At 54.3% G+C, this 25,925-nt stretch carries 28 protein-coding genes; 18 read left to right on the top strand and 10 right to left on the bottom strand.

Annotated features, from left to right (window positions below; translation table 11 throughout):
• Positions 1 to 9 precede the first annotated feature (9 nt).
• The 5 genes from B3511_RS20635 (at position 10) to B3511_RS18165 (ending at position 2,795) form a co-directional block, all read left to right on the top strand.
• A complete protein-coding gene (locus B3511_RS20635) occupies positions 10 to 234 on the top strand; it encodes an HNH/ENDO VII family nuclease (protein ID WP_212476329.1) in 225 nt (74 codons plus the stop codon).
• Between the two features lie 8 nt (positions 235 to 242).
• A complete protein-coding gene (locus B3511_RS18175; protein WP_286787165.1) occupies positions 243 to 662 on the top strand; it encodes an SMI1/KNR4 family protein in 420 nt (139 codons plus the stop codon).
• Positions 663 to 683: 21 nt separating this feature from the next.
• A complete protein-coding gene (locus B3511_RS20690) occupies positions 684 to 815 on the top strand; it encodes a DUF6966 domain-containing protein (protein ID WP_414671883.1) in 132 nt (43 codons plus the stop codon).
• Positions 816 to 1,437: 622 nt separating this feature from the next.
• Entirely contained in the window at positions 1,438 to 1,833 is a 396-nt protein-coding gene (locus B3511_RS18170) for a hypothetical protein (protein WP_349676219.1), read from the top strand.
• A 401-nt stretch (positions 1,834 to 2,234) separates the two neighbouring features.
• Positions 2,235 to 2,795: an Ail/Lom family outer membrane beta-barrel protein gene (locus B3511_RS18165; protein ID WP_286787163.1), complete on the top strand. Its 561-nt coding sequence runs from the start codon at positions 2,235 to 2,237 to the stop codon at positions 2,793 to 2,795.
• Here the strand turns inward: B3511_RS18165 and B3511_RS18160 are convergent.
• A complete protein-coding gene (locus B3511_RS18160; RefSeq protein WP_286787162.1) occupies positions 2,792 to 3,682 on the bottom strand; it encodes a LysR family transcriptional regulator in 891 nt (296 codons plus the stop codon). The genes B3511_RS18165 and B3511_RS18160 overlap by 4 nt on opposite strands.
• A gap of 97 nt (positions 3,683 to 3,779) precedes the next feature.
• On the opposite strand from B3511_RS18160, the gene B3511_RS18155 reads away from it, so the two are divergent.
• A complete protein-coding gene (locus B3511_RS18155) occupies positions 3,780 to 4,382 on the top strand; it encodes a short chain dehydrogenase (protein WP_286787161.1) in 603 nt (200 codons plus the stop codon).
• Between the two features lie 378 nt (positions 4,383 to 4,760).
• On the opposite strand, the gene B3511_RS18150 is transcribed toward B3511_RS18155, so the two are convergent.
• The 6 genes from B3511_RS18150 to B3511_RS18125 form a co-directional block, all read right to left on the bottom strand.
• Complete coding sequence (locus B3511_RS18150) at positions 4,761 to 6,140, bottom strand: amidohydrolase family protein (RefSeq protein WP_207292267.1); 1,380 nt, start codon at positions 6,138 to 6,140, stop codon at positions 4,761 to 4,763.
• Between the two features lie 17 nt (positions 6,141 to 6,157).
• Entirely contained in the window at positions 6,158 to 7,108 is a 951-nt protein-coding gene (locus B3511_RS18145; protein ID WP_040074322.1) for a carbamate kinase family protein, read from the bottom strand.
• Between the two features lie 120 nt (positions 7,109 to 7,228).
• Positions 7,229 to 8,773, bottom strand: coding sequence for a hypothetical protein (locus B3511_RS18140; protein ID WP_046886104.1), 1,545 nt, complete (start codon positions 8,771 to 8,773; stop codon positions 7,229 to 7,231).
• A gap of 11 nt (positions 8,774 to 8,784) precedes the next feature.
• Entirely contained in the window at positions 8,785 to 10,200 is a 1,416-nt protein-coding gene (locus B3511_RS18135; protein WP_286787160.1) for a DUF1116 domain-containing protein, read from the bottom strand.
• Positions 10,200 to 11,741, bottom strand: coding sequence for an acyl-CoA synthetase FdrA (gene fdrA, locus B3511_RS18130; RefSeq protein WP_286787159.1), 1,542 nt, complete (start codon positions 11,739 to 11,741; stop codon positions 10,200 to 10,202). The genes B3511_RS18135 and fdrA overlap by 1 nt, the downstream gene beginning before the upstream one ends.
• Before the next feature lie 108 nt (positions 11,742 to 11,849).
• The gene (locus B3511_RS18125) at positions 11,850 to 12,455 is read right to left on the bottom strand and encodes an ankyrin repeat domain-containing protein (RefSeq protein ID WP_207292271.1); all 606 of its coding nucleotides are present in this window, start codon (positions 12,453 to 12,455) and stop codon (positions 11,850 to 11,852) included.
• Between the two features lie 359 nt (positions 12,456 to 12,814).
• Between B3511_RS18125 and B3511_RS18120 the strand changes: the two genes are divergently transcribed.
• Positions 12,815 to 13,744 carry a LysR substrate-binding domain-containing protein gene (locus B3511_RS18120; RefSeq protein WP_286787158.1) on the top strand — a complete coding sequence of 310 codons (930 nt, stop codon included), beginning with the start codon at positions 12,815 to 12,817 and terminating at the stop codon, positions 13,742 to 13,744.
• On the opposite strand, the gene B3511_RS18115 is transcribed toward B3511_RS18120, so the two are convergent.
• Positions 13,741 to 13,899 carry a YqaE/Pmp3 family membrane protein gene (locus B3511_RS18115; RefSeq protein ID WP_040074316.1) on the bottom strand — a complete coding sequence of 53 codons (159 nt, stop codon included), beginning with the start codon at positions 13,897 to 13,899 and terminating at the stop codon, positions 13,741 to 13,743. The two genes, B3511_RS18120 and B3511_RS18115, sit on opposite strands and share 4 nt — an antisense overlap.
• Positions 13,900 to 14,121: 222 nt before the next feature.
• On the opposite strand from B3511_RS18115, the gene B3511_RS18110 reads away from it, so the two are divergent.
• Entirely contained in the window at positions 14,122 to 14,301 is a 180-nt protein-coding gene (locus B3511_RS18110; protein ID WP_040074315.1) for a hypothetical protein, read from the top strand.
• 42 nt (positions 14,302 to 14,343) lie between these two features.
• Here the strand turns inward: B3511_RS18110 and stpA are convergent, their stop codons facing one another.
• Positions 14,344 to 14,748: a DNA-binding protein StpA gene (stpA, locus tag B3511_RS18105; protein WP_286787155.1), complete on the bottom strand. Its 405-nt coding sequence runs from the start codon at positions 14,746 to 14,748 to the stop codon at positions 14,344 to 14,346.
• Between the two features lie 630 nt (positions 14,749 to 15,378).
• Here stpA and alaE point away from each other — a divergent pair.
• On the top strand, positions 15,379 to 15,846 hold the full coding sequence (gene alaE, locus B3511_RS18100) for an L-alanine exporter AlaE (RefSeq protein WP_046886110.1): 468 nt from the start codon (positions 15,379 to 15,381) through the stop codon (positions 15,844 to 15,846).
• 14 nt (positions 15,847 to 15,860) lie between these two features.
• Here alaE and B3511_RS18095 read toward each other — a convergent pair whose 3' ends face one another.
• Positions 15,861 to 16,205 (bottom strand): DUF2002 family protein, encoded by a 345-nt coding sequence (locus B3511_RS18095; RefSeq protein ID WP_040074312.1) that lies wholly within the window; start codon positions 16,203 to 16,205, stop codon positions 15,861 to 15,863.
• A gap of 161 nt (positions 16,206 to 16,366) precedes the next feature.
• Here B3511_RS18095 and B3511_RS18090 point away from each other — a divergent pair, with 161 nt between their 5' ends.
• The 9 genes from B3511_RS18090 (at position 16,367) to B3511_RS18050 (ending at position 25,686) form a co-directional block, all read left to right on the top strand.
• On the top strand, positions 16,367 to 16,693 hold the full coding sequence (locus tag B3511_RS18090; RefSeq protein ID WP_040074311.1) for a DUF883 domain-containing protein: 327 nt from the start codon (positions 16,367 to 16,369) through the stop codon (positions 16,691 to 16,693).
• 235 nt (positions 16,694 to 16,928) lie between these two features.
• Entirely contained in the window at positions 16,929 to 17,183 is a 255-nt protein-coding gene (gene nrdH, locus B3511_RS18085) for a glutaredoxin-like protein NrdH (RefSeq protein WP_286787152.1), read from the top strand.
• Positions 17,180 to 17,590, top strand: coding sequence for a class Ib ribonucleoside-diphosphate reductase assembly flavoprotein NrdI (gene nrdI / locus B3511_RS18080; RefSeq protein ID WP_040074309.1), 411 nt, complete (start codon positions 17,180 to 17,182; stop codon positions 17,588 to 17,590). Before nrdH ends, nrdI begins: the two co-directional genes overlap by 4 nt.
• A complete protein-coding gene (nrdE, locus tag B3511_RS18075; RefSeq protein WP_286787151.1) occupies positions 17,563 to 19,707 on the top strand; it encodes a class 1b ribonucleoside-diphosphate reductase subunit alpha in 2,145 nt (714 codons plus the stop codon). Before nrdI ends, nrdE begins: the two co-directional genes overlap by 28 nt.
• Before the next feature lie 9 nt (positions 19,708 to 19,716).
• Positions 19,717 to 20,676, top strand: a complete 960-nt coding sequence (gene nrdF / locus B3511_RS18070; protein ID WP_046886115.1) for a class 1b ribonucleoside-diphosphate reductase subunit beta — start codon at positions 19,717 to 19,719, stop codon at positions 20,674 to 20,676.
• A gap of 332 nt (positions 20,677 to 21,008) precedes the next feature.
• Positions 21,009 to 22,211, top strand: coding sequence for a glycine betaine/L-proline ABC transporter ATP-binding protein ProV (gene proV / locus B3511_RS18065; RefSeq protein ID WP_286787150.1), 1,203 nt, complete (start codon positions 21,009 to 21,011; stop codon positions 22,209 to 22,211).
• A complete protein-coding gene (proW, locus tag B3511_RS18060; RefSeq protein WP_040074305.1) occupies positions 22,204 to 23,265 on the top strand; it encodes a glycine betaine/L-proline ABC transporter permease ProW in 1,062 nt (353 codons plus the stop codon). The genes proV and proW overlap by 8 nt, the downstream gene beginning before the upstream one ends.
• A 68-nt stretch (positions 23,266 to 23,333) precedes the next feature.
• On the top strand, positions 23,334 to 24,329 hold the full coding sequence (gene proX, locus B3511_RS18055) for a glycine betaine/L-proline ABC transporter substrate-binding protein ProX (protein WP_046886117.1): 996 nt from the start codon (positions 23,334 to 23,336) through the stop codon (positions 24,327 to 24,329).
• A 172-nt stretch (positions 24,330 to 24,501) separates the two neighbouring features.
• Positions 24,502 to 25,686 carry an MFS transporter gene (locus B3511_RS18050; RefSeq protein WP_040074303.1) on the top strand — a complete coding sequence of 395 codons (1,185 nt, stop codon included), beginning with the start codon at positions 24,502 to 24,504 and terminating at the stop codon, positions 25,684 to 25,686.
• Positions 25,687 to 25,925 lie beyond the last annotated feature (239 nt).

Below are 25,925 nucleotides of genomic sequence, written 5' to 3'. Positions count from 1 at the left end.
ATCGCAGCGATGCTGACGCAGGGTAAAATTACAAAGCAAGTGGCCGAAGAGCAGGTGAAGGCCGAAAATGAACGCTATAAGTGCGAAAACTGCGCCGGGATGAGCGCCGAAGCCTGCGCGGTTAAAATGTATATTCACATTAACGATAACAGCATACCTTCTGGTATAAATCGTGCACAATTCAACAGATGGCGCCCTGATTACTGGAAGCAACGAGCTAACGACTTTAAATAGGTAACGGTATGACTAATAGCCTGAATGATGTTATTGAAGAGTTAAAGGTAGTGTCCGGGAACGAGAGAAATAATATTCTTTTACCGGATGATGATCTTATTTCTAAATATGAAAGAGAGACAGGCTTTTCTTTTTCATCTGACTACAAGAAACTTCTTAAGGAAGTTGGCAATATCTATTATGGAACAATCGAGCTATTGTCTGTTACAGAAGACAAAAAATTCTATGGTGAGTTGTTAACGGCTATAAATGATGCAAAACAAGTTGGCGTACCTGAATCGTGGCTACCCATATGTGAAGATAACGGTAGTTATTATTGTTTAGACCAACAAGGTCGTGTCCAATACTGGAGTGGCGATGGTGATAGTGAAGAGCAGTGGCCTGATTTAGCCGCTTGGGTGAAAGATGTCTGGATCGATGGCAACTAAGGTAAGCCAGGGTCTTAGTATATTGCCTCATACCCTGGACATTACCTGACAAAAGCCTATGGCGGAATGGGATCTCTACACGATCTCGTATTGTATAGAAACGGAAAGGGTTTGGTTGTTTCTTCAGGCCATAAGGCGGGCACCCTATTATGATAATTAACAATTGCCTGGAACTCGGTTAGCGGAATCTTTTTGCTATGAATTTGTGCTTTAACAAACAAGATATTATTGTTAAGAAATACACGCCAGAGGGGAGTTATAAAATGACAGTGGAATGGGCTAGTTTTATAGCTGTCCTTGGTAAAAGGGAAGATTCTGTTGAAGTTATTAACCTGTGTCAGGCTATTGGTTAATCCCCGGTTATATCAGCTGATGCTGACGAATATAACGATCCTGATGGGAAAACGAAGTACTATAAATTTTACCACTCTGGTATCGATATGGGGTTTCGGAAAGACTGCTTAAGTCATATTCATTTTTACTTTGGCAATGAAGATGGGCATTCACCTTTTACAGGCAATTTTATCCCGGGAATTAAAGGCGGGATGGACAGGACAGTCATTACAAAATTGCTCGGAAAACCCACTTTGTCTGGCGAAGGCAAAGTCGACATGCTCCTTGGCTGGCTCAATGGATGGTCAAAATACGTATATGGGAACCACTCAATACATCTTCAGTACACGGAGCATAATCACCTGTGCCACGCAACGTTGATGGAAAAATCATAATGGCATAATTTACAACGCTTTTTATCAAATTTTAGCCTGACTGGTATATGATGATTACGGGCATAAAAATTGCCTCATTTGAACTAATTTATCTGTCAGGAAAAATGATGCGTCAATCCCAGGATATTTATAATGACATTGGCTCGGTCTTAATAGCCGCAGCGCCCGATAGTGCCGCAAAAATCATTGCGCGCGCTGAGCTGTCGCCTGAAGGCGACCACTGCAAATGTGAGTTTGATTATGTGGACAGCTCCTCAGGTGAGACAAACTGGTTCACTGCTGGCGCACAAGCCAATGCAGATTTGCTGGATCTCCTGGTTGAGCTGAGGAGATTTTTTGTGGAAAACGTCTCATCACATCGGCCCTCTTTCTGGCACGCCTGTGAAATAAAGGCCGATGTTGAAAAGCTCAAAATCACTATTGATTTTAAATATTCTGATTAGCAGACACTACTCACCTACTACATGAAATCTCAGGATAAATAATTGAGCGAGTTAGACGAGCTGCACAACAGAATCGGTCAATTATTGGTTAATGCCGATCCTGCTGATGCGAAAAAAATCCTTGCTCGCCAGTTACCCTTTACGTCTCCTGTTAGTTAATCTGCGGCATTATTACACCCAGAATAATATGACCAATGGTTATGATGAGTAAACGTGCCCCCCTACCAATACAGGGGGGGCTAATTCCAGGACTATTCCGGCCTTTAAGATTATTCCCTATTTTATCCCCCAGTAAAAAAACCAACAATTCTACCGCCTTAATTTGCAGTGGAATATCTCCAGCCCGACGGGTGGGGAGATATGGCATTACACATAAAAAACGACAACAAGGATTACGGAAAATGAAAAAGCTATCTCTGGCGGTATTGGTTGCGGCGACTCTGGCAAGTAGCGCGGCTCTGGCAGATAACCAAACCGTTTCTGTCGGTTATGCGCAGAGTAAAGTCGAAGACTTTAAGAATATCCGCGGCGTAAACGTTCAGTATCGCTATGAGTGGGACTCTCCGGTCAGCCTGATGGGCTCATTCACCTATATGAGCGGCGACGAAGATGAACATTATTATCTGTTCTCTGACTCCGTAAAAAACCATATTGAAGCGAAATATTACTCTCTGCTGGTGGGCCCGGCTTACCGTATTAACGACTACGTATCTCTGTATGCGCTGGGCGGCGTGGCGCGTGTGAAAGCCGACGGTCATACCACCTGGGTTAACGGCGGTGATAATTACACCCAGCGCGATAGCATCTCTGAAAAATCGACCTCCTTCGCTTACGGCGCGGGCGTGCAGTTTAACCCAACGCCGGAGCTGGCGATTGGCGTGGGCTACGAAGGCACCAATGCAGACCTCGGCGACGACTACGGCATCAACGGCTGGAACCTGACCGTAGGTTACCGCTTCTAATTCGGTTCCCCCGCCTGGGCGGTGAGATGGGCGATAAATTGCGTCAGCTTCGGCAGCGGACGCAAATCTTGCCGCCAGAGCAGGTGAACCGGCCTGGGTGCCGGGGTAAACGACTCCAGCACCCTGATCAACTTACCGTTTTTAAGTTCCTCTTCCACCAGCACCTCTGGCTGTAGCAGTAGCCCGGCTCCGGCACACGCGGCCATCCGTAATCCATATCCGTCGTTACAGCGCAAAATGGCGTCACGCTTCCAGCGCACCTCCCCTTCCACACCCGGTAAGCGCCACTCGTTGCGGGCAGTCCACACCGTGTGCGACAGGCAGAGATGATCCACCAGATCGGCCGGGGTTTGCGGTGTGCCATGACGCGCCAGATAGTCCGGCGCGGCGCAGATCACCATCCGGTAGGCGCAGAGGTATCGCGCCACCAGATCCTGCTGATGGATCTCGCCGATGCGGATCGCCAGGTCAATCCCCTCCTCCACCAGATCGACCAGCCGGTTGGTCAGATCCAGCTCAACCCGTACCTCTGGCCACTTTTGCAGAAAAGTGGCCGCCAGCGGGGCAATAACGCAACCGCCAAACGAGGTGGGCGCACTGACCCGCAGCGTGCCCGCCGGCGCGGTGCGCAGGCGCTCGACGGCGCTTTCGGCGATGCCCAGTTGTTCAATGACGCGTTTCGCCTCGTCGTAATAAACGCGTCCGGCGTCGGTGAGACTCTGGCGACGTGTGTTTCGCTCCAGCAGACGTGTACCGAGACGCGCTTCTAGCTGGGCAATGTATTTGCCCACCATTACCGCCGACATCTCCAGCCGCGTTGCAGCGCCAGTAAAACTGCCGCTCTCCACCACCGCGATAAAGGTCTCCATGCCGCGAAGCTTATCCATATTGCAAACCTCTGGTTAGTAATCATCTAACTTTAACCCAGTTTATCCGACTTTTTATTTATTAAAGAATGGAGACACACAACAAGAGGAGTCGGCTATGAAAATCGTAATTATTGGTGCCAGCGGTACGGTGGGTCGTGCGGTAACTGAGGCGTTAAGCGATCGCCATGAGGTGATTCGCGTGGGGCGCACGCAGGGGGAGTATCAGGTGGATATTACCTCGCAGGAGAGCGTCCAGGCCCTGTTCGACACTATCGGTAAGGTGGATGCGATTGTCTCCGCCAGCGGTGGCGTGCACTTTGGCCCGCTCGCCACCATGAAAGCGAGCGATTTCAATCAGGGCTTGCAGGATAAGCTGCTCGGTCAGGTGCGCCTGGCGCTGACCGGCCAGCACTATCTGAATGAAGGGGGCTCCATTACGTTGATTAGCGGCATTATCGCCCACGAGCCTATTGCGCAGGGGGTGAATGCCACTACGGTCAATGCGGCGCTGGAGGGCTTTGTCCGCGCCGCCGCCTGCGAACTGCCGCACGGTATTCGCATTAACCTGATTAGCCCTACGGTGCTCACTGAATCCGCAGAGGCCTATGACGGCTTCTTCCCGGGGTTTGAAAGCGTGCCCGCTGCGAAGGTGGCGCAAGCCTATCGCCGCAGCGTAGAGGGGGTGCAAAGCGGACGGATCTATCAGGTGGGGTATTAATGAAGTCAGTGCGGCCTGTTGCCCTCACCCCGGCCCTCTCCCACAGGGAGAGGGAGACAGACGATGCGGCCTGTTGCCCTCTCCCCGGCCCTCTCCCACAGGGAGAGGGAGCCAGACGGTGCGGCCTGTTGCCCTCACCCCGGCCCTCTCCCACAGGGAGAGGGAGACAGACGGTGCGGCCTGTTGCCCTCACCCCAACCCTCTCCCACAGGGAGAGGGGGACAGACGGTGCGGCATGTTGCCCTCACCCCAGCCCTCTCCCACAGGGAGAGGGAGCCAGACGGTGCGGCCTGTTGCCCTCACCCCGGCCCTCTCCCACAGGGAGAGGGAGACAGGCTGCACCCCGCCCTCTCCCATAAAGAGAGGGAGAGAGGCACTTCAGCCCACGGTGCCCCAGACGAGGTTGCCCTTGTGGAAGGTGGCGGTACGCGGTGAAATGCGCGCCACCGCTTCGGCGGAGCAGGAGGCATCCACCAGCACAAAGCTGGCCTCGTCCTGTGCTTTCGGCCATACCCGCTCGCCTTTATCATTCAGCGGCAGCACATTGCCAGTGGCGATAGCCAGTGCCCGGGAGAGCGTCTGCTCGTTGGGACGGATATAAAGCTGCGCGTAGAGGTTGGCTTTTTCCAGCATGTCCCCCAGGCCATACGGCGACCAGTGGTCAATCACGCTGTCGGTACCGGTCATAACAAACACGCCTTTATCCTGCAGCTGCTTCAGCGGCATATGCAGGGTACCGATGGGCACGGTAGAGGCAATGGTTATCTGCTGCGCTGCCATGCGCGTAGCAATAGCATCCACCTGTTTTTCATCCATCATCGCCAGCGCAAAGGCGTGGCTGATGGTCAGTTTGCCCTTCAGTTCCGGCGTTTTCTCCACGGTTTCTACCATGTAGTTCACCGCTGCAATGCCCGCAGGGCTGGTTTCATGCAGGTGAATATCTACCCCTTTGTCGTAATCGAGGGCTATCTGGAACATCAGATCGAGAGATTTTTCCATAGCGCCGTCCACGTTGGTGGGATCCAGCCCGCCCACGTAGTGCGCCCCGGCCTGCATCGCCTCTCGCATTAATGATTCCGATTTTGAAAACAATAAACCGTGCTGTGGGAAGGCCACGATCTCGCAATCAAACCCGGCACGTCGGCGCGCCAGGACCGCCTGCAGGTTTTCCAGATTCTTCAGACCGGAGGTCGGTTCAATATTGCAATGGCTGCGGGCGACGGTGGAGCCTTTTGACTGGAGCAGATCGATAAGCTTTTCAGCACGTTCTTGCGTGTAAGGTTGCAGTTCTGGCAACATTTTTTGTTCCAGTCGGATCATATCCTGGATGGTGGTCCCCGCCGGGCGATTCAGCGAACGCCACGGGCCGCCATAGAAGGTCTTGTCCAGATGAATGTGCATGTCGCGCATCGCGGGCAGCAACAATTTCCCGCCCGCATCGTAGTGCGGCAGGGCTGCATCCGCATGGCTTTTGTTATCGCGCAGTGCGGCTATGTTGCCGTCTTTGATCTCCAGCGTTTTTAGCTCGGTACGGGTGCTGACAGCCACGTTATTGTCAAACTGGAAGCCCGCTTCCAGAAGGACGTTATCCAGGTAGTAGTGGCTGGCGGTGATGTTCATGGGTTTGCCCGTCTCACAGGCGGGCGCGGCGGTATCAGCAGCATACGCGACGGAGCCGGTAGCCCCGAACAGGGCGCAGGCAGTGACCATTTTGCCGCTCTGGCTAATAAACTCACGGCGGCTTTTATTCTCATTCATTGTCTTTTTCCTTTTACTTACGCTTTCACGATGTGGGTACCGGTTTCGCCGCGCAGCGCCGCAGGCAGAGAATCCGGCGAGGTGATCACCACCCGTTTGCCACCCTGCTGCAGGAACGCCAGGCTGGCGACAATTTTGGGGAGCATACTGCCGGCCGGGAAATGGCCCTCTTCCATATAGCGCATCATCTGCGCCACGTTAACCCTCTCCAGCGCTTGCTGGTTGGGCTTGCCGAAATGTATGCAGACTTTCTCGACGCCCGTGGTAATCACCAGTACGTCGGCGTGGATCTCACGGGCCAGCAGCGCGGTAGAGAGATCTTTGTCTATCACCGCATCCACGCTCTGGTAATCCCCCTCCTCGGTGCGGATCACCGGGATACCGCCGCCGCCCGCGCCGATTACAACAAAGCCTTTTTGCGTCAGCGCCTTGATGGCATCGGCCTCTACAATACGAACTGGCTGGGGAGACGCCACCACCCGGCGATAGCCGCGGCCAGCATCCTCGACAAAATGCCAGTCGGGGTGCGCCTGCTGCAGTTCATCACGCTGGGATTCACTGAAGAACGCGCCAATCGGTTTAGTCGGATGCGTAAAGCCAGGATCGTTTTTATCCACTTCTACCTGCGTAACAACGGTGACCGCTTTTTGCTCGCCGCGCGCCGCCAGGCGGTTGTTCAGCGCCTGCTGGATGAGGTAGCCGATACCGCCCTGGGTATCTGCCACGCAGTTGGCCAGCGGGGTGAGCGGCAGCCCTTCCCGCTCGTGGGCAATTTCAGCGCGCCGGAGATCCAGCCCCACCTGCGGGCCGTTACCGTGGGTGAGGACGATGTCATAGTCAGAGGCCAGCATCTCCAGCACCGACTCCGCCACCGCTTTCACCGCCTGGGCCTGATGTTCAATCGACTGGCTGGCGTTATCTTTGATAATGCTGTTGCCGCCGATGGCGACGACCATGAGTTGTTTCATTTTTGTTCCTTTGAGAAGGTGCGGTCTGGTGCCCTCACCCCGGCCCTCTCCCACGGGGAGAGGGGGATTAACGTTCCCTCTCCCCGTGGGAGAGGGTTAGGGTGAGGGCATCAGGCATTATCAGGACTCAGAAACCGGTGCCGCCGCGCTTGCCGCTTCCCGGCTATCCAGCACATGCTTCACCACGAACATACCGCCCATCATCAGGTAGGCCGTAACGAACAGCAGCGAACTGCCTTCTGCGAAGCCGACCACCGGCGCGTGGATCACCCCGAATAGTGCCAGTAGCGCCCCACCCGCTGCCGCAACGGCGCCGCGCAAAGGTTTGTTGATGATGGCGAAGATAGCGATACAGCCCCAGAGCATACTGGCGAGCGGCGCGCCGCTGCCCAGATGGACTAAACCTTCGTAATAGATCCCTTTGCTGTGCAGCACGTCGGTGCCAATTTTCGCTGCGTTTGTCCCCGCCGCCCCCATCACGCTGTTCATCATGGTCAGCGCCCAGTTGGCGATCCACGGGAACAGGCAGATGAAGATCACGGGCACCTCCACTTTCGGCGTCTCCCTCACCACCTGGTTAGCGGTGACCACGCCAATAAAGACCAGAATCGGCACGATGGCGGTCATCGGAATGATGGCGAGCATAAAGGCTCCGAGCCCGAACAGCGGCACGATGAACATGGTCACACCGGAGGCCAGGGTGTAGCCGATGCTGGCTCCCATCGCCTTCCAGCCCGCGTGGCCGACGTAGACCGTCACCGGGAAAGGGTTACCCATCAGACAGCCGAGCATCGACGCCAGGCCGTTGGCCAGCATCACTTTACGCGTCGGGTATTCATCTCCCGCCGCATGGGCGCTCTCGATGTTCTCCAGGTCAAAGATGTAGTTCGCCAGCCCCAGCGGCACGGCGGAGGCCAGATACGGCAGCGCGTGCGGCAGGCCCTGCATAAAGCCGTCGATATGGACGGACGGCGGGTTAAAGCCGAACGACGACATCGAGGCCCTGATCGCCTCCGGGCTTTGCAGGCCGGAGATCCACGCCAGCACCGTACCGGCGATCAACAGCAGCAGGCCGGTCGGAATACGGGCAAAGATCGGCTTTTTGCCAAACCAGTTAATGAAGATCAGCAGTAGCACAATGAATGACACGGTCGGCGCTTCGAAGGCCTGCAGCATCGGGTTCATCGCCAGCAGCAGCAGACCCAGACCAGACAAGCACGACAGCAGCACGGTGCGCGGGATCATCCTGCGGATAGTCTCCCCGAGGAAGGAACCGCCCGCGAGGATCAGCGCCTCAACGAAGCACCACACCAGGCCAATCTGGATGGCGAAATCTGCATCGCCGGTCTGCTGATAGACCGGCATCAGCACCAGAAAGGTCACGGTGAAGATCGACGGTGCGCTCGGGCCAGACGGCAGCGCGGTGACGTCGTTACGTCCGGTCTGGCGCGCCATCTGCAGGCCAAACCAGGTGTAGCAGACGCTCGCTACCAGTACCGCCAGCCCGAAGGCTGGCGCGATGCGTCCATAAACAATCTCCTTCGGGATGCCGACGACAAAAATGAGCAGCCCCATCATGGTCAGCAGATTGGTCAGGTTGTTGGTCATCAACCCGAAATATGCCGCCCAGTCACCTCTTTTCCACTCCAGTTTCATGCTTTTCATGGATGCTTACCTTATAGGATGTAGCGATCGCGGAAGGTCAACAGCGCCTTTTCAAAACAGCTAAACGGCGGGTGAACGATGCCCGCCCCAATCATGCCGATACCGGCGTCTTTGTGGGCAATGGCGGTATTGATCACCGGCAGAATGCCGCTCCCCGCCACTTTGGTAATGTCGATGGCGGTCGGAATCCCCATAAACGACAGCAGCGGAATAGTGACGTTGGGGTTTTCCCCGAGGGTGATTTCGCGCATCTGGCGGGAGAAGTCGATCGCCTCCTCCACCGTGCCGCCCACCAGCGCCACAATCGCCGGCGCCGTGGCCATGGCGAAGCCGCCGATGCCGTAGGTTTCGGTGATGGCGCTGTCGCCAATATCCAGTCCGGAGTCTTCCGGCTTGTACCCGGCGAACATGGGGCCAATTACCTGCTGTGCCGGGCCGGTAAACCACTGCCCCGGCAGGCCAGAGATGCGCAGCCCGAACTCGTAGCCGTTACGCGCCATGGTGGTGACCACGGTGCTGTATTCGATACCGTGGGCGGCATCCATGGCGGCTTTACACATCGCCATCCACGTCGGGCCGGAGAAGTAGTCGCTGCTGGCGACAAACTCGAACACCTGCCGCTGCTGCTCAACCGGATAACCTGCCTGAATCAGCCCCGGCGTCAGGGCCTGAATCAGCAGCGTGGTGCCTGCGTTGTTGCGGTTGTGGCACTCGTCGCCCATATGCAGCGCCTGCGCCAGCATCAGACGCAGATCGATTTCGCCGAGAATGTTCATTGCGTCTCGCAGCATCGGGCCGAGCACGTCGCGCATCCAGTTCAGGCGGTCGATCACGCTCTGGTCATTGGCCCCCATGCGCAGGATCTTCGCCATCTGCTCGCTGAGGTTGGTAAAGGCGCGGTTGCCGTAGGTTTTGTTTTCCACAATGTGCATAAACATTGAGGCAGAGGTGACGCCCGCCATGGAGCCGACACAGTCGTGCTCATGGCACGGCGAGAAGGTGATGTCGCCGGAAGCCGCGACGCGCGCCGCGTCCTCAATATCTTTCGCCAGCCCCTCGAAGACCAGCGCCCCGGTCACCGCCCCCTTCATCGCACCGCACATGTTTTCCCAGGTCACAGGCGGGCCCGCATGAAGAATGGTGGTGCGGGTCATCCCCGGCACTACATTGATGGCCTGGTCGTAGCCCACCAGCACCGGATGAGATTGAATGATGCGCTCAAGGGCCACTTTATTGGCGGCAGCGATCTTCTCGGCCAGCGGTTTATCCGCCAGCTGATCGAGCGCCTCCACCACCTGCATGTTGCCCTGCCCCGGCGGCGTCCAGTCGAGCTGGGTCACGGGGATGTGCTGTTTTTTTAGATCGTCGCTAAACATCGCAATGCCAACGTTGATCACGTTCAGCGGCTGGTTGAATAAAGTGGTCATTATGCGTTCTCCCCTTTGCAGACAAATTCACGCGCCAGTAATCCGGTGTTGGTACTGCTGCTGGCCCAGATCACGCCCGCGTCCGTGAGTAACTGGCACTGCTGCGCCAGGGACTGCGGATCCTGATCGGTGCCCAGTACATAGCCCAGGATCGCCAGTGGGCGATGGTCGGCTTTGGCGATCGCCTGTGCCTCTTTGATGGCGTCGATCATCACGCCGACCGGATCCTCATGCGCCCCAAAGCCGAGGACGAAGTCCATCACGATCACCCCTACCTCCGGATCGCGCGCTTCCTGCAGCAGGCGACTGATACGGTTGGTGGGATCGATCATCGGGTGGGGTTTGCCGTTGGTGAAGTCGTCGTCACCAAAGTCGAGGAAGGTGTGTGCCTGGCTGACATTAATGTCGCGCAGGCGATTTGTCGTATCCGGCTGAATGTTGCTGTAGACGTCATCAAATTTCTCCAGCGCGGCGAACATCGCTTCATCACACAGGGTGCCGCCGCAGAACAGACCGCGAATGTATTTTTGCTGCGGCGTCAGGCGGGTGCGTACCTCTTCAATCAGCGGCCAGTTCAGCGGATGCAGATCCAGAGACTCTTTTTTAATACCCGTAAGCAGTACCGCTTTTAATGCCGCCTCTTTCGTGCCGCGGGCAAACTGCAGCCCATCTTCATCGGCCGGGGGATCGTTGCGCCCGAGGAAACAGACCACCACCGGCTTACGGCAGGCGCGTGCGCGAGCCAGCACTTTTTCCGCCACCGCCGGGGCGGGCGGCTTGGAGATCAGCGCGATCGTCTGGGTACCCTCATCCGCCTCCAGCATGTTGATGGCATCGAGCATCATCAGGCCGCCAATTTTTTCGCTCAGATCGCGCCCGCCGGTGCCAATCAGCTGCGAGACGCCGCCGCCAAATTCGTGGATGCGCACGCTCAGCTCCTGGCTGCCGGTGCCGGAGGCGCCCACAATACCGATTGGCCCACGGCGTACCGCGTTGGCGAAGCAGAGCCCCGCGCCGTTGATGATGGCGGTGCCGCAGTCCGGCCCCATCAGCAGCAGCCCTTTCTGGTGCGCCAGCTGCTTCAGCGCCAGCTCGTCGTCGAGCGACACATTGTCGGAAAAGAGCATTACGTTCAGGTCGTTTTCCAGGGCCTGGCGCGCTTCGCGGGCGGCAAAGGTGCCATTTACCGAGATCACGGCAAGGTTTGCTTCCGGACGGTGTTTTTTGGCGCTGGTTAGCGTCGCATAGCGCGCTTCGTGAGCGCCCGCGCTCTCTTTACGGACGAAGAGGGCTTCGATGGCGGCCAGGGTGTCGTCGTTGGCGGCATCGCCTTTAATCACAATCATCAGATCGCCGTTTTTGGCCGCCTCTAATTCCGGGGTCAGTAAGCCGAGATTGCGTAATACCCCTTTATTCATTTCAGTCGCCATGGCGACAAAGGCCTGCTCTACGCCCGGTAATTTATTGGCTTTTGTTGAAACCGACATCAACGAGACAGAGTCGAAATAACTGTTCTTTTTCACAACGATTTTGGTTGGCATGATTTCCTCCCGAATTCGGGCAAAAGGGTGGCCGCCATCCTGCCATTTGGCATGATGGTAAAAAGGATTCTGTTATTTCAGGCCAGCCGGACAGCTGGCCGCGCTGAATTACGCGCCTGCGGCGATCAGCAGTTCGGCGATTTCGTTAAAGCCTTTTTCGCGCGCCAGTTCGAGCGGAGACTTACCGTATTTATCGGTCATGTGAGGGTTCGCGCCATGATCAAGCAGGAGTTTGACGATCTCTTGCTGTTTCGCCCCGCCGTCGTTAAGCACGATGGCTTCCAGCAACGGCGTCCAGCCCACGAAATTAGTATGGTTAACGTTGATATCCGTTTTCGCCAGCAGCTCGCGCACAATCTCCACATGCCCTTTTTCGCTGGCCGGCGTGATGCCCACGCCGCCAAAGCGGGTGAGGCGATCCAGATCCGGGTTTGCGGGCAGTACGATTCGCAGCAGGGTTAAATCGTTTGTCAGGCAGCTAATTAAAAAGGGGTTGAAGCAGGTGTGATCCTGCTGGTCGATATTCGCACCGGCAGCAATTAAGAGTTCAACGCAGGGATAATGCTTATTCAGACTGGCAATGATAATGGCGGTGCGTTTTTGACGGTTAGTGGCATTGATATCTACCCCTTTCGCCAGACAGGCTTTAAGCCCCTCGGTATCACCTTGTTCAGCGGCAACGAGAAATTCCGTGACGAGTTCATTCGCAGACATATTCACACTCCTGGTTTTCCTTTCTGATGCGTTGAGAATAGCAACAGCGATCCCGGAAAAGAATCCGCTTAAAAAGCATTCATCGTAAGCAGAGTGATTATTAAATAGCGTTCAACAATCCGGTGATAATGTGCGTCTGTGCAATCTTTTTCTTATGTTTTCTGCCCTTTTCTGCCTTAAAACAGCATTCTGCTTATATCTCGTCAGCCCTTGCACTGCGGGGCTCGCAACAAATTCACAGAAGTGTGATTTGCTTCAAATGAGTTGTAAGCGCAGTGTTAAATATTGTTCAAAACTGGTTGCCGCTGACGCGGTTTATAAATAGATTCAACCGATACGAAAAGCCCGAAAGGTGAGCGATGAATTCTATTTTTACCGAAGAGAACTTACTGGCATTTACTACCGCCGCCCGTTTTAGCAGCTTCAGTAAGGCGGCAGACGAGCTGGGGGTGACGACATCTGCCATTAGCTACACCATCAAGCGAATGGAGACCGGGCTGGACGTGGTGCTGTTTGTGCGCAACACCCGCAGTATTGAACTGACGGAATCGGGCTTCTATTTCTACCGCAAAGCTACCGATCTGCTAAATGACTTTCATGCCATCAAGCGCAGCATCGACACTATCTCGCAGGGCATTGAAGCCCGGGTGCGGATCTGCATTAATCAGCTGCTGTATACCCCACGGCACACGGCTCGCCTTCTCCAGGTCTTGAAAAAGCAATTCCCCACGACGCAGATTACGGTCACGACTGAAGTCTACAACGGCGTCTGGGATTCGATTATTAATAATCAGGCCAATATCGCCATCGGCGCGCCGGACACCCTGCTCGACGGCGGTGGCATTGATTACACCGAAATCGGCGCGATTCGCTGGGTCTTTGCCATCGCCCCCACGCATCCGCTGGCCTTTGCCCCCGAGCCGCTTGCCGAAAGTCAGCTACGGCTCTATCCCAACATCATGGTGGAAGACACCGCCCATACCATCAACAAAAAAGTCGGCTGGCTGCTGCACGGGCAGGAAGCCATTCTGGTTCCCGATTTCAATACCAAGTGCCAGTGTCAGATTTTGGGTGAAGGGATTGGATTTTTACCGGAATACATGGCGCGCGAAGCGGTAGGAAATGGCCTGTTGGTGACGCGGAAGATTAATAATCCGCGCCAGGACTCACGCATGCTGCTGGCCACGCAACATGCGGCCACCGGCCAGGTGACCCGCTGGATTAAAGAGCAGTTTAAGCCCCAGGGGGTACTGACCGGGATTTATAACGATTTACTGTGGCGGGACTAGCTGCGGCTCTGCACCCAGAAGGCGTGAATCAGGCCCGGGATGTAACCCAGCAGCGTCAGCACGATGTTGATGATAAATGCCCAGCCGAAACCTTTGCCAAGCAACACGCCCAGCGGCGGTAACAGAATGGTGATAACAATACGCCAGAAACCCATAATTTCTCCATGCAAGCAATCAGGTCATTGTAAAAAAAAGAGATTTATCTCTAAGCGTAGCGAGTTTACTGCGCCTCGCCATTTTTGACGCCCGCTTTTACCCTCCTTTACCCTCTTTACACTGACTGAGGCTGGCGATGTAGTGCCAGATCAAAGGTTAGACTGTACCCCTGACGGCGGCTGGGCTAATGTTAGGGTCACGATAACAATGAGGAGGTAAGTATGTTTTCTGTCGGCGATCTTGTGCAACCGCGTATGGGCGGTCCAAAACTGAAAGTCTTAGAAGTGAATGAAGATCAGGTGGTTGTGGTGCAAGCCAGTAACGAAGCGGGCGAGCGCTTTACCGTAAAAGCGGCAGACCTGACGCCGTATCAGGAAGAAGGGGATTTCGGCGTCTGCTAAGCAGACGCTACCGGGCGGTGAGTGCCGCCCGGTGTGCACGAATTAGATCAGAAAATCATCCAGCGATTTACCGTTCTCCAGTGCGACGGAAATAGGCTTAGGCGTACGTCCCTGGCCGGTCCAGGTTTTTTCCTGACCATCGGCATCAGTAAAACGGTATTTTGGCGCACGAACTTTACGTTTTTTCGGCTGTGCTACGCCAATAGCGGCTTCAGAGCCCAGCAGATCTTCGGCGGAAATACCGTCTGCTTTCATACGCTCCAGCAAAGCAGCTATTTTTTGCTGCTGTTCAGCACGCTGCTGCTCAGCTTCAAGCTGCTCAACACGCTTCTCTTCGATAACAATACGCAGCTTTTCCTGCATGTCTTCCAGTACCTCGAGAGAGAAATCACGAGCCATCGCGCGCAGCGTACGGATATTATTCAAATTCTGTAACAACGAAGTCATATAATATGAAGACCTTTTCTAATCGTTTAAATATCATTTACCGTCCGATAGTAATCTATTTGCTTTTGAACATCCAGATTATAGCGCACGAAATTATAATTAATGCCGCCTACCCTGCCGATAATAAAATATAGGCAGGGTATTTCGCCACCATTAGTCCTTTATTTGTCGACCTGGTTTATATCCTATTAATTAATGTTAAATATAGTAAACAGCACGCCAGGGAATATCTATTCAGATTATCTGCATAAAATAAATTTCTAACAGGCAGCATATCCTACTTATTATTCCACTTATCAGAAACAATCCACGCAGAAGCGCCCCTTCTGCATACCAGAAAAGCGTATCCCGTTTAATGGGGCCTACGCCAATTGTCAGCCCGCAGCAAGCCAGAGCTTATCTTATTGTTTTAAAACAATAAAATAAGCAGCAGGAGACAAAATAACGACCAGGTTCAAAAATCGCCAATTTTAGAGAATTTTGTTGCCAAAAGCGTAACAAATAAAAATTAATCACTAATTGTGAGTTAACAGGCAGAGATATAATCTATACGCGAAAAATAATGCAACTTAAAGCACCGTGCAACATTGCTTTGACGTCTTCTTAGCCCTCTTTCCAAGGAGTTCTGACATGTTCTCTCGACAGTCTCGCCTACGCCATGCGGTAGCAGACACCTTTGCGATGGTTGTCTACTGCTCGGTTGTGAACATGCTGATCGAGATCTTTCTCTCCGGGATGAGCTTTGAACAGTCGCTTTCTTCCAGGCTGGTGGCGGTGCCGGTCAATATACTTATTGCATGGCCTTACGGTTTTTACCGCGATGCCATTATGCGCTATGCGCGCCGCGTAAGCCCAACGGGCTGGATGAAAAATCTGGCAGATGTGCTGGCCTATGTGACCTTTCAGTCGCCGGTGTATGTCGCTATTTTGCTCACGGTAGGTGCTGACTGGCACCAGATTGCTGCCGCTGTCAGTTCAAATATTGTGGTTTCAATGCTGATGGGTGCGGCTTACGGTTATTTTCTCGATTATTGCCGCCGCCTGTTCCGGGTCAGCCCGTATAGCCCGGTAAAAGCGCAGGATGCAGCGACTGGCTGATGCCAGTCGCGTTTTTATTGCGGTTCGCCAAACAGACCTGTCAGAAAACGTTCCAGCGCCATCCGGGAACTGAACCCGTGCGGAATACCATAATGTTCATGCCTTTCCCCGCCTAGATAGAGGGGAAATTGCTGATACTGATCGCAGGTTTTTATCTCAGAGGCAGGTTCCGCATAAGACAAACTTTTGTCTTTAAGCGTTGGATGGATGATCAGCGCCGTGCGTCCCATACGCGCTTCCCGGTTTACATAGACATAATTTTCACCACGGCGATAGCCGTACGCTTTTTGCGTTACCGCATCCATAGTAAATCCGGCTTTTTCAAGAACGCGCGCAACCTCATCAGGTCGTAAATACATATTTAATCCTCATTATCTTTTCCTGCCCGGCAACCTTACCGTAATCAGCAATAGCAGTGCTTTCAGAAAATTCCATAAACGGCCAATTATGCCGTGACAGACTTCAGATATTAAAAACCTGGACTAAACTCTTTAATACCGCAAATTCAAGGGAGGAATGTATGTTTAACAGATCAAACCGAAATGATGTGGATGACGGCGTTCAGGATATTCATAACGATGTCAGCAAATTAGCCGACACGCTGGAAGATGTTCTGAAGTCCTGGGGATCAGATGCGAAAGATGACGCAGATGTTGCCAGACGCAAAGCGAAAGCGTTACTGCGTGAAACCCGCGCCCGTATGCAGGGTCGCTCCCGGACCCAGCAAGCAGCGTGTGATGCGATGGGGTGTGCAACCACCTTTATCCGCGAAAAACCGCTGTGTGCCGTCGGTACCGTGGCCGCTGTCGGGATCTTCGTCGGTGCGCTGCTGAGCCTGCGTAAATAGTCACGGATCCGGGCTATTACTCTGCCCCTGCTAACCTCCGTTAGCGGGGGTTTTCTTTTTTCGGCTGAAAAGCCGCTATACCACCCCCTCCCCCGCTGTGCTCATCAACAGAGGCGCATCAATCTAATTTTCCCATATCTTGTATGGTTGAAACTTTAGATAACTACATCTAGTATTCCTTTAAGCAACACAGACACTACTGCTCGCGATTTTTCGCGGCGTCCTGTTATTCTAAATGGAAATACGAATCATGAGCATTACTATTTATACTTGTAACAACTGTGTGCAGTGCCTCGCAACGAAGCGTGCGATGGAAAACCGCGGCGTGTCCTTCGAGATGGTGAATGTTGATCAGGTTCCGGACGCCGCCGAGACACTCCGCGCGCGCGGTTTTCGCCAGCTACCTGTGGTGATCGCCGGCGAGACCAGCTGGTCTGGCTTCCGCCCGGACATGATTAACCGTCTTCAGGCGCAGGCCGCCAGCGCATGAGCCTGCTTGTCTACTTCTCCAGCAGCTCGGAAAACACGCACCGCTTTATCACGCGTGTCGGGCTGCCGGCAATCCGTATCCCCCTCAACGAGCGGGAGCGCATTCAGGTAGACGAACCCTACATTCTGGTGGTGCCGAGCTATGGCGGCGGCGGCACCGCGGGGGCTGTTCCCCGTCAGGCGATCCGCTTTCTTAACGATCCGCATAACCGGGCGCTGATCCGCGGGGTTATCGCGGCGGGCAATCGCAATTTTGGCGAGGCCTACTGTCGCGCCGGGGATGTTATCTCTCAAAAATGCGGCGTGCCGTATCTCTATCGCTTTGAACTGATGGGGACACAGCAGGACGTAGAGAATGTGCGTAAAGGAGTAAACGAATTTTGGCAACGACAACCGCAGAACGCGTAAACCAGGGAACGACCGACTACCACGCCCTGAATGCGATGCTTAACCTCTACGATCGTGAGGGGCGTATTCAATTTGAGAAAGACCACCAGGCGGTGGACGCCTTTTTCACGCACCATGTGATCCCTAATAGCATGACCTTCGCCAGCGTAACGGCCCGACTCGACTACCTGGTGAGTGAAGGCTATTACGAAGAGCGCGTGCTGGCCCGCTACGATCCCCGCTTTCTGGTTTCGCTTTTCGAGCACGCTCACGCCAGCGGTTTTCGTTTCAAGACGTTCCTTGGCGCCTGGAAGTTTTACACCAGTTACACCCTGAAGACCTTCGATGGGAAACGCTATCTTGAGCGCTTTGAAGATCGGGTCGTGATGGTGGCGTTAACCCTTGCACAGGGGAATGAGACGCTGGCGCAACAACTCACAGACGAGATGTTGTCTGGCCGCTTTCAGCCGGCGACGCCCACGTTCCTGAACTGCGGAAAAGCACAGCGTGGTGAGCTGGTCTCCTGCTTCCTGCTGCGTATTGAAGACAATATGGAGTCGATTGGCCGGGCGGTGAACTCCGCGTTACAGCTCTCTAAACGCGGCGGCGGGGTCGCGTTTCTCCTCTCAAATCTGCGGGAATCGGGCGCACCTATCAAGCGCATTGAGAATCAGTCGTCCGGCGTTATTCCGGTCATGAAAATGCTGGAGGATGCGTTCTCTTATGCCAACCAACTGGGCGCCCGGCAGGGAGCGGGGGCGGTCTATCTGCATGCGCACCATCCGGATATTTTGCGCTTCCTGGATACCAAACGTGAAAATGCCGATGAAAAGATCCGTATCAAAACCCTCTCGCTGGGTGTGGTGATCCCGGATATCACCTTTAAACTCGCGAAAGAGAACGCGGAGATGGCCCTCTTTTCGCCTTACGATATCGAGCGCTTGTATGGCAAACCCTTTGGCGACGTGGCGATAAGCGAACTGTATGACGAGCTGATTGCTGACGATCGCATTCGCAAAAAGTACATTAATGCCCGTGATTTCTTCCAGACGCTGGCCGAGATTCAGTTTGAGTCCGGTTATCCGTACATCATGTATGAAGACACGGTAAACCGCGCCAGCCCCATCGCCGGCCGCATTAATATGAGCAACCTGTGCTCCGAGATTTTGCAGGTTAACAGCGCCTCGACCTACGATGAAAATCTAGATTACGCCGATATCGGCAAGGATATCTCCTGTAATCTCGGGTCGCTGAACATTGCCCATACCATGGACTCCCCCAATTTTGGCCGCACCGTTGAAACTGCCGTGCGCGGCCTGACGGCGGTATCGGACATGAGCCATATCCGCAGTGTGCCGTCCATTGAGGCGGGCAATGCCGCCTCGCATGCTATTGGGCTTGGGCAGATGAATTTGCACGGCTATCTGGCGCGCGAAGGTATCGCCTACGGTAGCCCGGAGGGGCTGGATTTTACCAACCTCTATTTCTACACCATCACCTGGCATGCGCTGAACACCTCAATGATGCTGGCGCGCGAACGGGGTCAACGCTTTGCCGGGTTTGAGCAGTCACGCTACGCCAGCGGGGAGTATTTCAGCCAGTATCTGGAAGGTGACTGGCAGCCAAAGACCGCCAAAGTGCGCGACCTGTTTGCTCGCGCAGGGATTGTGTTGCCGACCCGCGCAATGTGGAAGCAGCTGCGTAATGACGTGATGGAGTATGGGATCTATAACCAGAACCTGCAGGCCGTGCCGCCTACCGGCTCGATCTCCTATATCAACCACGCGACCTCCAGCATCCATCCGATTGTGTCGAAGGTGGAGATTCGCAAAGAGGGCAAAACCGGCCGCGTTTACTACCCTGCCCCCTTTATGACCAATGACAACCTGGCGCTGTATCAGGACGCGTATGAAATCGGCCCGGAAAAGATTATCGATACTTACGCCGAGGCGACCAGGCATGTGGATCAGGGGCTCTCGTTAACGCTCTTTTTCCCGGATAGCGCCACCACGCGCGATATTAATAGAGCGCAAATCTATGCCTGGAAGAAAGGGATCAAGACGCTGTACTACATTCGCCTGCGCCAGCTTGCGCTGGAAGGTACCGAAATTGAAGGTTGCGTGTCCTGCGCGCTGTAAGGAGAGAGGATGAAACTGTCACTGGTTCGCGCCATTAACTGGAACAAAATCGAGGACGATAAGGATCTGGAGGTCTGGAATCGCCTCACCAGTAACTTCTGGCTGCCTGAAAAGGTTCCGCTCTCCAATGATATTTCAGCCTGGCAAACCCTGACGCAGGCCGAGCAGCAGCTGACCATTCGCGTTTTTACCGGGCTGACGCTGCTGGATACGATTCAGAACACCCTGGGCGCACCGGCGTTGATGGCAGATGCGCTCACCCCGCACGAAGAGGCGGTGATGTCGAATATCAGCTTTATGGAGGCGGTACATGCCCGCTCTTACAGCTCGATTTTCTCGACGCTTTGCCAGACCAAAGATGTGGACGCGGCCTATGCCTGGAGCGAAGAGAACGCCGCGTTGCAGCGGAAAGCCGAACTGATACTGCACCACTACCGCGCCGATGAACCGTTGAAAAAGAAAATCGCCAGCGTGTTTCTGGAATCTTTCCTCTTCTATTCCGGCTTCTGGCTGCCGATGTACTGGTCGAGTCGCGGCAAGTTGACCAACACCGCCGATCTGATTCGCCTGATCATTCGTGATGAAGCGGTGCATGGCTATTACATCGGCTATAAGTTCCAGAAAGGGCTGGAGAAAGTCAGCGACGCCAGGCGTGAAGAGTTACAAAGCTTTGCGCTGGATTTGTTAATGGATCTCTATGACAACGAACTGCAATACACTGAAAGCGTATACGCGGGAACGGGCTGGGAAGAAGAGGTGAAAGCGTTCCTCTGTTACAACGCCAATAAAGCGCTAATGAACCTCGGTTATGAGGCGCTCTTCCCCCCCGAAATGGCGGAAGTGAATCCGGCCATTCTGGCGGCGCTGTCACCCAACGCGGATGAAAACCATGACTTCTTTTCCGGGTCGGGTTCATCTTACGTTATGGGTAAAGCGGTGGAGACGGAAGATACAGACTGGGACTTTTGATCTGCGAATTAACGTTTATTAATTTAATATAAATCGCATTCTTTTCCCGCAAATATTTCCACACCTTCTACACTGTAATTTCTATGCCCTATTCACCTGAATCACTCTGATTCAGGTGAAATTCCGCTGGCAGCCGCAAAAAAATCAGAGAAATTCAACTCACGCTCAGCCCTTTATTCATGGGAAATAGCGCCGTTTCGCTGACCGCAAAATTCATACCACAAGCGAACCCAGGGTTGTCTCAGATTCTGAGTATGTTAGGGTAATGCCAGTTAACTATTTACCATGGTAATCATATCGACATAAGCAAATAACAGGACACTCTCTATTGCATGGCAATTAAATTAGAAGTGAAGAATCTTTATAAAGTATTTGGCGAGCATCCACAGCGTGCGTTCAAATATATCGAAAAAGGACTTTCGAAAGAGCAAATTCTGGAAAAAACAGGGCTATCGCTTGGCGTTAAAGACGCCAGTCTGGCCATTGAAGAAGGCGAGATTTTTGTCATCATGGGGTTATCCGGTTCGGGTAAATCCACTATGGTTCGCCTTCTCAATCGCCTGATTGAACCCACCCGCGGACAGGTGCTGATTGATGGTGAAGATATTGCCAAAATATCTGATGCCGAGCTCCGCGAGGTGCGCAGAAAAAAGATTGCAATGGTCTTTCAGTCATTCGCCCTCATGCCGCATATGACGGTGCTGGATAATACCGCGTTTGGCATGGAATTAGCGGACGTACCCGCACAAGAGCGCCAGGAAAAAGCGCTCGATGCGTTGCGTCAGGTTGGGCTGGAAAATTATTCGCATGCTTACCCGGATGAACTTTCCGGCGGGATGCGACAGCGTGTCGGATTAGCCCGTGCATTAGCCATTAATCCCGATATTTTATTAATGGACGAAGCCTTCTCAGCACTCGATCCCTTAATTCGTACCGAGATGCAGGATGAACTGGTAAAACTGCAGGCGAAACATCAGCGCACCATCGTGTTTATTTCCCACGATCTGGACGAAGCGATGCGTATTGGCGATCGTATTGCCATTATGCAGAACGGTGAAGTGGTACAGGTCGGCACCCCGGATGAAATACTGAATAATCCGGCCAATGATTATGTGCGCACCTTCTTCCGTGGCGTGGACATTAGCCAGGTCTTTAGCGCAAAAGATATTGCCCGTCGTACGCCAAACGGCATTATTCGCCGCACGCCAGGTTTTGGCCCGCGCTCGGCGTTGAAACTGCTGCAGGATGAAGATCGTGAATTCGGTTACGTCATTGAACGTGGTAATAAATTTGTAGGCGTTGTCTCCATCGACTCTTTGAAAACCGCCCTGGGCGACAATCAGGGAATCGATGCGGCGTTAATCGACTCTCCGCTCGCCGTGGATGCCGAAACGCCGCTCAGCGAGTTGCTCTCTCACGTTGGCCAGGCACCCTGCGCGGTACCGGTCGTTGGTGAAGAACAACAGTACGTCGGCATCATCTCAAAACGCATGTTGCTGCAGGCTTTAGATCGCGAGGGGGCAAACAATGGCTGAACAAAACCCGTGGGGCACCACTGAAGCGGCGGATAGCGCTGCACAATCTGCGGACGCGTGGGGTTCTTCCACACCCGCACCTACCGATGGCGGCGCGGCAGACTGGCTGAATAGCGCGCCAGCGCCGGCACCGGAACACTTTAATATTATGGATCCCTTCCATAAAACCCTGATCCCACTGGATAGCTGGGTGACCGAGGGGATCGACTGGGTAGTGACCCACTTCCGCCCTGTATTCCAGGGGATCCGCGTCCCGGTGGATTATATTCTGAATGGATTCCAGCAGATGTTGCTGGGTATGCCCGCGCCGGTAGCTATCGTGCTGTTCTCGCTCATCGCCTGGCAGTTTGGCAGCGCGGGAATGGGGATTGCCACGCTGATATCCCTGATTGCCATTGGTGCCATCGGCGCCTGGTCGCAGGCGATGATCACTCTGGCGCTGGTGCTGACCGCCCTGCTCTTCTGCGTGGTGATTGGTTTGCCGATGGGGATTTGGCTGGCACGAAGCCCGCGAGCGGCAAAAATCATTCGCCCGCTGCTGGATGCCATGCAGACCACACCGGCTTTCGTCTACCTGGTGCCCATCGTCATGCTGTTCGGTATCGGCAACGTGCCAGGTGTAGTGGTCACGATTATCTTCGCCCTGCCGCCAATTATCCGCCTGACCATACTGGGCATTAACCAGGTGCCAGCGGATCTGATCGAGGCCTCACGCTCCTTTGGCGCCAGCCCGCGTCAGATGCTGTTCAAGGTACAGTTACCACTGGCGATGCCGACCATTATGGCCGGGGTTAACCAGACGCTGATGCTGGCGTTGTCGATGGTGGTTATCGCCTCGATGATTGCCGTTGGCGGTCTGGGCCAGATGGTACTCCGCGGCATTGGCCGTCTTGATATGGGACTGGCTACCGTGGGTGGCGTGGGCATTGTGATCCTCGCCATCATCCTTGATCGCCTGACTCAGGCAGTCGGCCGCGATTCACGCAGTCGCGGAAACCGTCGCTGGTACACCACCGGCCCGGTGGGTCTGCTGACTCGTCCATTCACGAAGTAATACTGTTGTTGCCCGGCGGCATCTCTCTGCCGGGCCAGCAGCACCCCTCCAAAAACGAAGGAACAACGATGCGACATAACATTTTATTTGCCACAGCGTTTGCCACCCTTGTCTCTACCAGCGCATACGCCGCTGACCTGCCAGGCAAAGGCATTACCGTTCAACCGGTTCAGAGCACCATTTCAGAAGAGAGCTTCCAGACCCTTATCGTCAGCCGCGCGCTGGAAAAACTCGGCTACACCGTTAATAAGCCGAGCGAAGTGGATTACAACGTGGGCTACACCTCAATCGCCTCCGGTGATGCAACCTTTACCGCCGTAAACTGGCAGCCGCTGCATGATGATATGTATGCTGCTGCGGGCGGCGAGAAAAAATTCTACCGTGAAGGGACGTTTGTCACCGGTGCAGCGCAAGGTTACCTGATCGACAAAAAAACGGCGGATAAGTACCACATCACCAATATTGAACAGCTGAAAGATCCGAAGATCGCCAAACTGTTTGATACCAACGGTGATGGCAAAGCGGACATGATGGGCTGCTCACCGGGCTGGGGCTGCGAAGCGGTTATTAACCACCAGAACAAAGCCTTCGACCTGGAGAAAACCGTTGAGGTAAGCCACGGTAACTACTCTGCGATGATGGCCGATACCATCGCCCGCTTCAAAGAGGGCAAGCCTATCATCTATTACACCTGGACCCCGTACTGGGTCAGCGATGTGATGAAACCGGGTAAAGACGTGGTGTGGCTGCAGGTACCGTTCTCCTCCCTGCCCGGCGAGCAGAAAGATATCGACACTAAACTGCCAAACGGTATGAACTATGGTTTCCCGGTGAATACCATGCACATCGTGGCTAACAAGGCCTGGGCTGAAAAGAACCCGGCTGCGGCGAAGCTGTTCTCGGTCATGAAGTTGCCGCTGGCAGACATCAATGCTCAGAATGCGATGATGCACGCAGGAAAATCCTCAGAAGCCGACGTTCAGGGCCATGTTGATGGCTGGATTAAAGCCCACCAGCAGCAGTTTGACGGCTGGGTGAAAGAGGCACTGGCCGCGCAGAAGTAACTTCCCTCCCCCACCCTCTCCCTCCGGGAGAGGGTGTTTGAATTCCCTCACCCTCCTGGCCAGGGAAAGTCAAAGCGCACAATCCATCACGTAACAATTCCCCAACATTCACATTCATCCGTTATTATGGTTTCCGAATCGATAATCACTTAACTAATGATTTCAGACCATAATGACCAAAACTTCTCAAGGACTTAGCCCGGCACTGATCTTACTGATGTCAGTCGCAACGGGTCTGGCTGTCGCCAGCAACTACTACGCGCAACCTCTGCTCGATACCATCGCCCGCGCCTTTAACCTTTCGGCGAGCTCTGCGGGTTTTATCGTGACCGCCGCCCAACTCGGCTATGCCGCCGGCCTGCTGTTGCTGGTTCCACTTGGAGATATGTTTGAACGCCGCTCCCTGATCGTTTTCATGACCCTGCTCGCTGCAGGCGGAATGCTGATCACCGCCAGCAGCCAGTCGCTGAGCATGATGATCCTCGGCACCGCCCTGACCGGGTTATTCTCGGTCGTGGCGCAGATCCTCGTCCCGCTGGCCGCTACCCTCGCAGCCCCGGAAAAACGCGGCAAAGTGGTGGGTACCATCATGAGTGGCCTGCTGCTGGGCATTTTGCTGGCGCGTACCGTGGCGGGATTACTGGCCAGCCTCGGTGGCTGGCGCACGGTGTACTGGGTGGCGAGCGTATTAATGGTGATCATGGCCATCGCCCTCTGGCGCGGCTTGCCAAAAGTGAAGCAGGAAAACCATCTTAACTACTTCCAGCTTCTTGGCTCCGTATTCAGTCTGTTCACGCAGGATAAACTGCTGCGTACCCGCGCCCTGCTGGGCTGCTTCACCTTTGCAAATTTCAGTATTCTCTGGACCTCCATGGCCTTCCTGCTGGCCTCTCCCCCGTTCAACTATTCCGAAGGGGTAATTGGCCTGTTTGGTCTGGCAGGCGCGGCGGGAGCGCTGGGCGCGCGACCTGCAGGTGGACTGGCAGACAAGGGCAAATCACACCTCACCACATCAGCCAGTTTGGTTCTGCTGCTGCTCTCCTGGTCAGCCATCTGGTATGGGCATCTCTCGGTACTGTCGCTGATTGTTGGCATTCTGGTGTTGGATCTCACCGTGCAGGGCGTGCACATCACCAACCAGACGGTCATCTATCGCGTGAAGCCGGATGCCCGTAACCGTCTGACCGCCGGATACATGACCAGCTACTTCATTGGCGGCGCGGCGGGGTCGCTGATCTCTGCCTCGGCGTGGCAACACGCGGGCTGGGCTGGGGTGTGCCTGGTGGGTAGCGTGATGGCACTTCTGAACCTGCTTGTCTGGTGGCGCGGCTATCATCGCCAGGAGGCAATTACTTAAGCTTTACATTGCTTTGGGGCTTCTCTGGGTGCAAGAAGCCCCGCAGTCTGTTAAGGTGGCGGAAACATTTATCCCTGAAATTTTAATGTGGGTGATATATTTACGAACCGCATGAATAACCAGCCCATCGCACCTTCTTCGACATTTCACGCTGTTTCAGATCACCCAATCCTCTTTTCTCTGGGCACCCGCCCGACCGTCTCTTTAAACACCGGGACACGGATTCACCCGGCACTTTA

Source organism: Leclercia sp. UBA1284, assembly GCF_002308415.1.
Classification (GTDB): domain Bacteria; phylum Pseudomonadota; class Gammaproteobacteria; order Enterobacterales; family Enterobacteriaceae; genus Enterobacter; species Enterobacter pneumoniae.
Note: the sequence above shows the minus strand (reverse complement) of the source record. Positions and strands in the feature narration are given on the sequence as shown.

Coding starts and splice junctions, on each gene's coding strand:
- B3511_RS20635 (WP_212476329.1), top strand. CDS start 10: ATGCTGACGCAGGGTAAAATTACAAAGCAAGTGGCCGAAGAGCAGGTG.
- B3511_RS18175 (WP_286787165.1), top strand. CDS start 243: ATGACTAATAGCCTGAATGATGTTATTGAAGAGTTAAAGGTAGTGTCC.
- B3511_RS18170 (WP_349676219.1), top strand. CDS start 1,438: ATGATGATTACGGGCATAAAAATTGCCTCATTTGAACTAATTTATCTG.
- B3511_RS18165 (WP_286787163.1), top strand. CDS start 2,235: ATGAAAAAGCTATCTCTGGCGGTATTGGTTGCGGCGACTCTGGCAAGT.
- B3511_RS18160 (WP_286787162.1), bottom strand. CDS start 3,682: ATGGATAAGCTTCGCGGCATGGAGACCTTTATCGCGGTGGTGGAGAGC.
- B3511_RS18155 (WP_286787161.1), top strand. CDS start 3,780: ATGAAAATCGTAATTATTGGTGCCAGCGGTACGGTGGGTCGTGCGGTA.
- B3511_RS18150 (WP_207292267.1), bottom strand. CDS start 6,140: ATGAATGAGAATAAAAGCCGCCGTGAGTTTATTAGCCAGAGCGGCAAA.
- B3511_RS18145 (WP_040074322.1), bottom strand. CDS start 7,108: ATGAAACAACTCATGGTCGTCGCCATCGGCGGCAACAGCATTATCAAA.
- B3511_RS18140 (WP_046886104.1), bottom strand. CDS start 8,773: ATGAAAAGCATGAAACTGGAGTGGAAAAGAGGTGACTGGGCGGCATAT.
- B3511_RS18135 (WP_286787160.1), bottom strand. CDS start 10,200: ATGACCACTTTATTCAACCAGCCGCTGAACGTGATCAACGTTGGCATT.
- fdrA (WP_286787159.1), bottom strand. CDS start 11,741: ATGCCAACCAAAATCGTTGTGAAAAAGAACAGTTATTTCGACTCTGTC.
- B3511_RS18125 (WP_207292271.1), bottom strand. CDS start 12,455: ATGTCTGCGAATGAACTCGTCACGGAATTTCTCGTTGCCGCTGAACAA.
- B3511_RS18120 (WP_286787158.1), top strand. CDS start 12,815: ATGAATTCTATTTTTACCGAAGAGAACTTACTGGCATTTACTACCGCC.
- B3511_RS18115 (WP_040074316.1), bottom strand. CDS start 13,899: ATGGGTTTCTGGCGTATTGTTATCACCATTCTGTTACCGCCGCTGGGC.
- B3511_RS18110 (WP_040074315.1), top strand. CDS start 14,122: ATGTTTTCTGTCGGCGATCTTGTGCAACCGCGTATGGGCGGTCCAAAA.
- stpA (WP_286787155.1), bottom strand. CDS start 14,748: ATGACTTCGTTGTTACAGAATTTGAATAATATCCGTACGCTGCGCGCG.
- alaE (WP_046886110.1), top strand. CDS start 15,379: ATGTTCTCTCGACAGTCTCGCCTACGCCATGCGGTAGCAGACACCTTT.
- B3511_RS18095 (WP_040074312.1), bottom strand. CDS start 16,205: ATGTATTTACGACCTGATGAGGTTGCGCGCGTTCTTGAAAAAGCCGGA.
- B3511_RS18090 (WP_040074311.1), top strand. CDS start 16,367: ATGTTTAACAGATCAAACCGAAATGATGTGGATGACGGCGTTCAGGAT.
- nrdH (WP_286787152.1), top strand. CDS start 16,929: ATGGAAATACGAATCATGAGCATTACTATTTATACTTGTAACAACTGT.
- nrdI (WP_040074309.1), top strand. CDS start 17,180: ATGAGCCTGCTTGTCTACTTCTCCAGCAGCTCGGAAAACACGCACCGC.
- nrdF (WP_046886115.1), top strand. CDS start 19,717: ATGAAACTGTCACTGGTTCGCGCCATTAACTGGAACAAAATCGAGGAC.
- proV (WP_286787150.1), top strand. CDS start 21,009: ATGGCAATTAAATTAGAAGTGAAGAATCTTTATAAAGTATTTGGCGAG.
- proW (WP_040074305.1), top strand. CDS start 22,204: ATGGCTGAACAAAACCCGTGGGGCACCACTGAAGCGGCGGATAGCGCT.
- proX (WP_046886117.1), top strand. CDS start 23,334: ATGCGACATAACATTTTATTTGCCACAGCGTTTGCCACCCTTGTCTCT.
- B3511_RS18050 (WP_040074303.1), top strand. CDS start 24,502: ATGACCAAAACTTCTCAAGGACTTAGCCCGGCACTGATCTTACTGATG.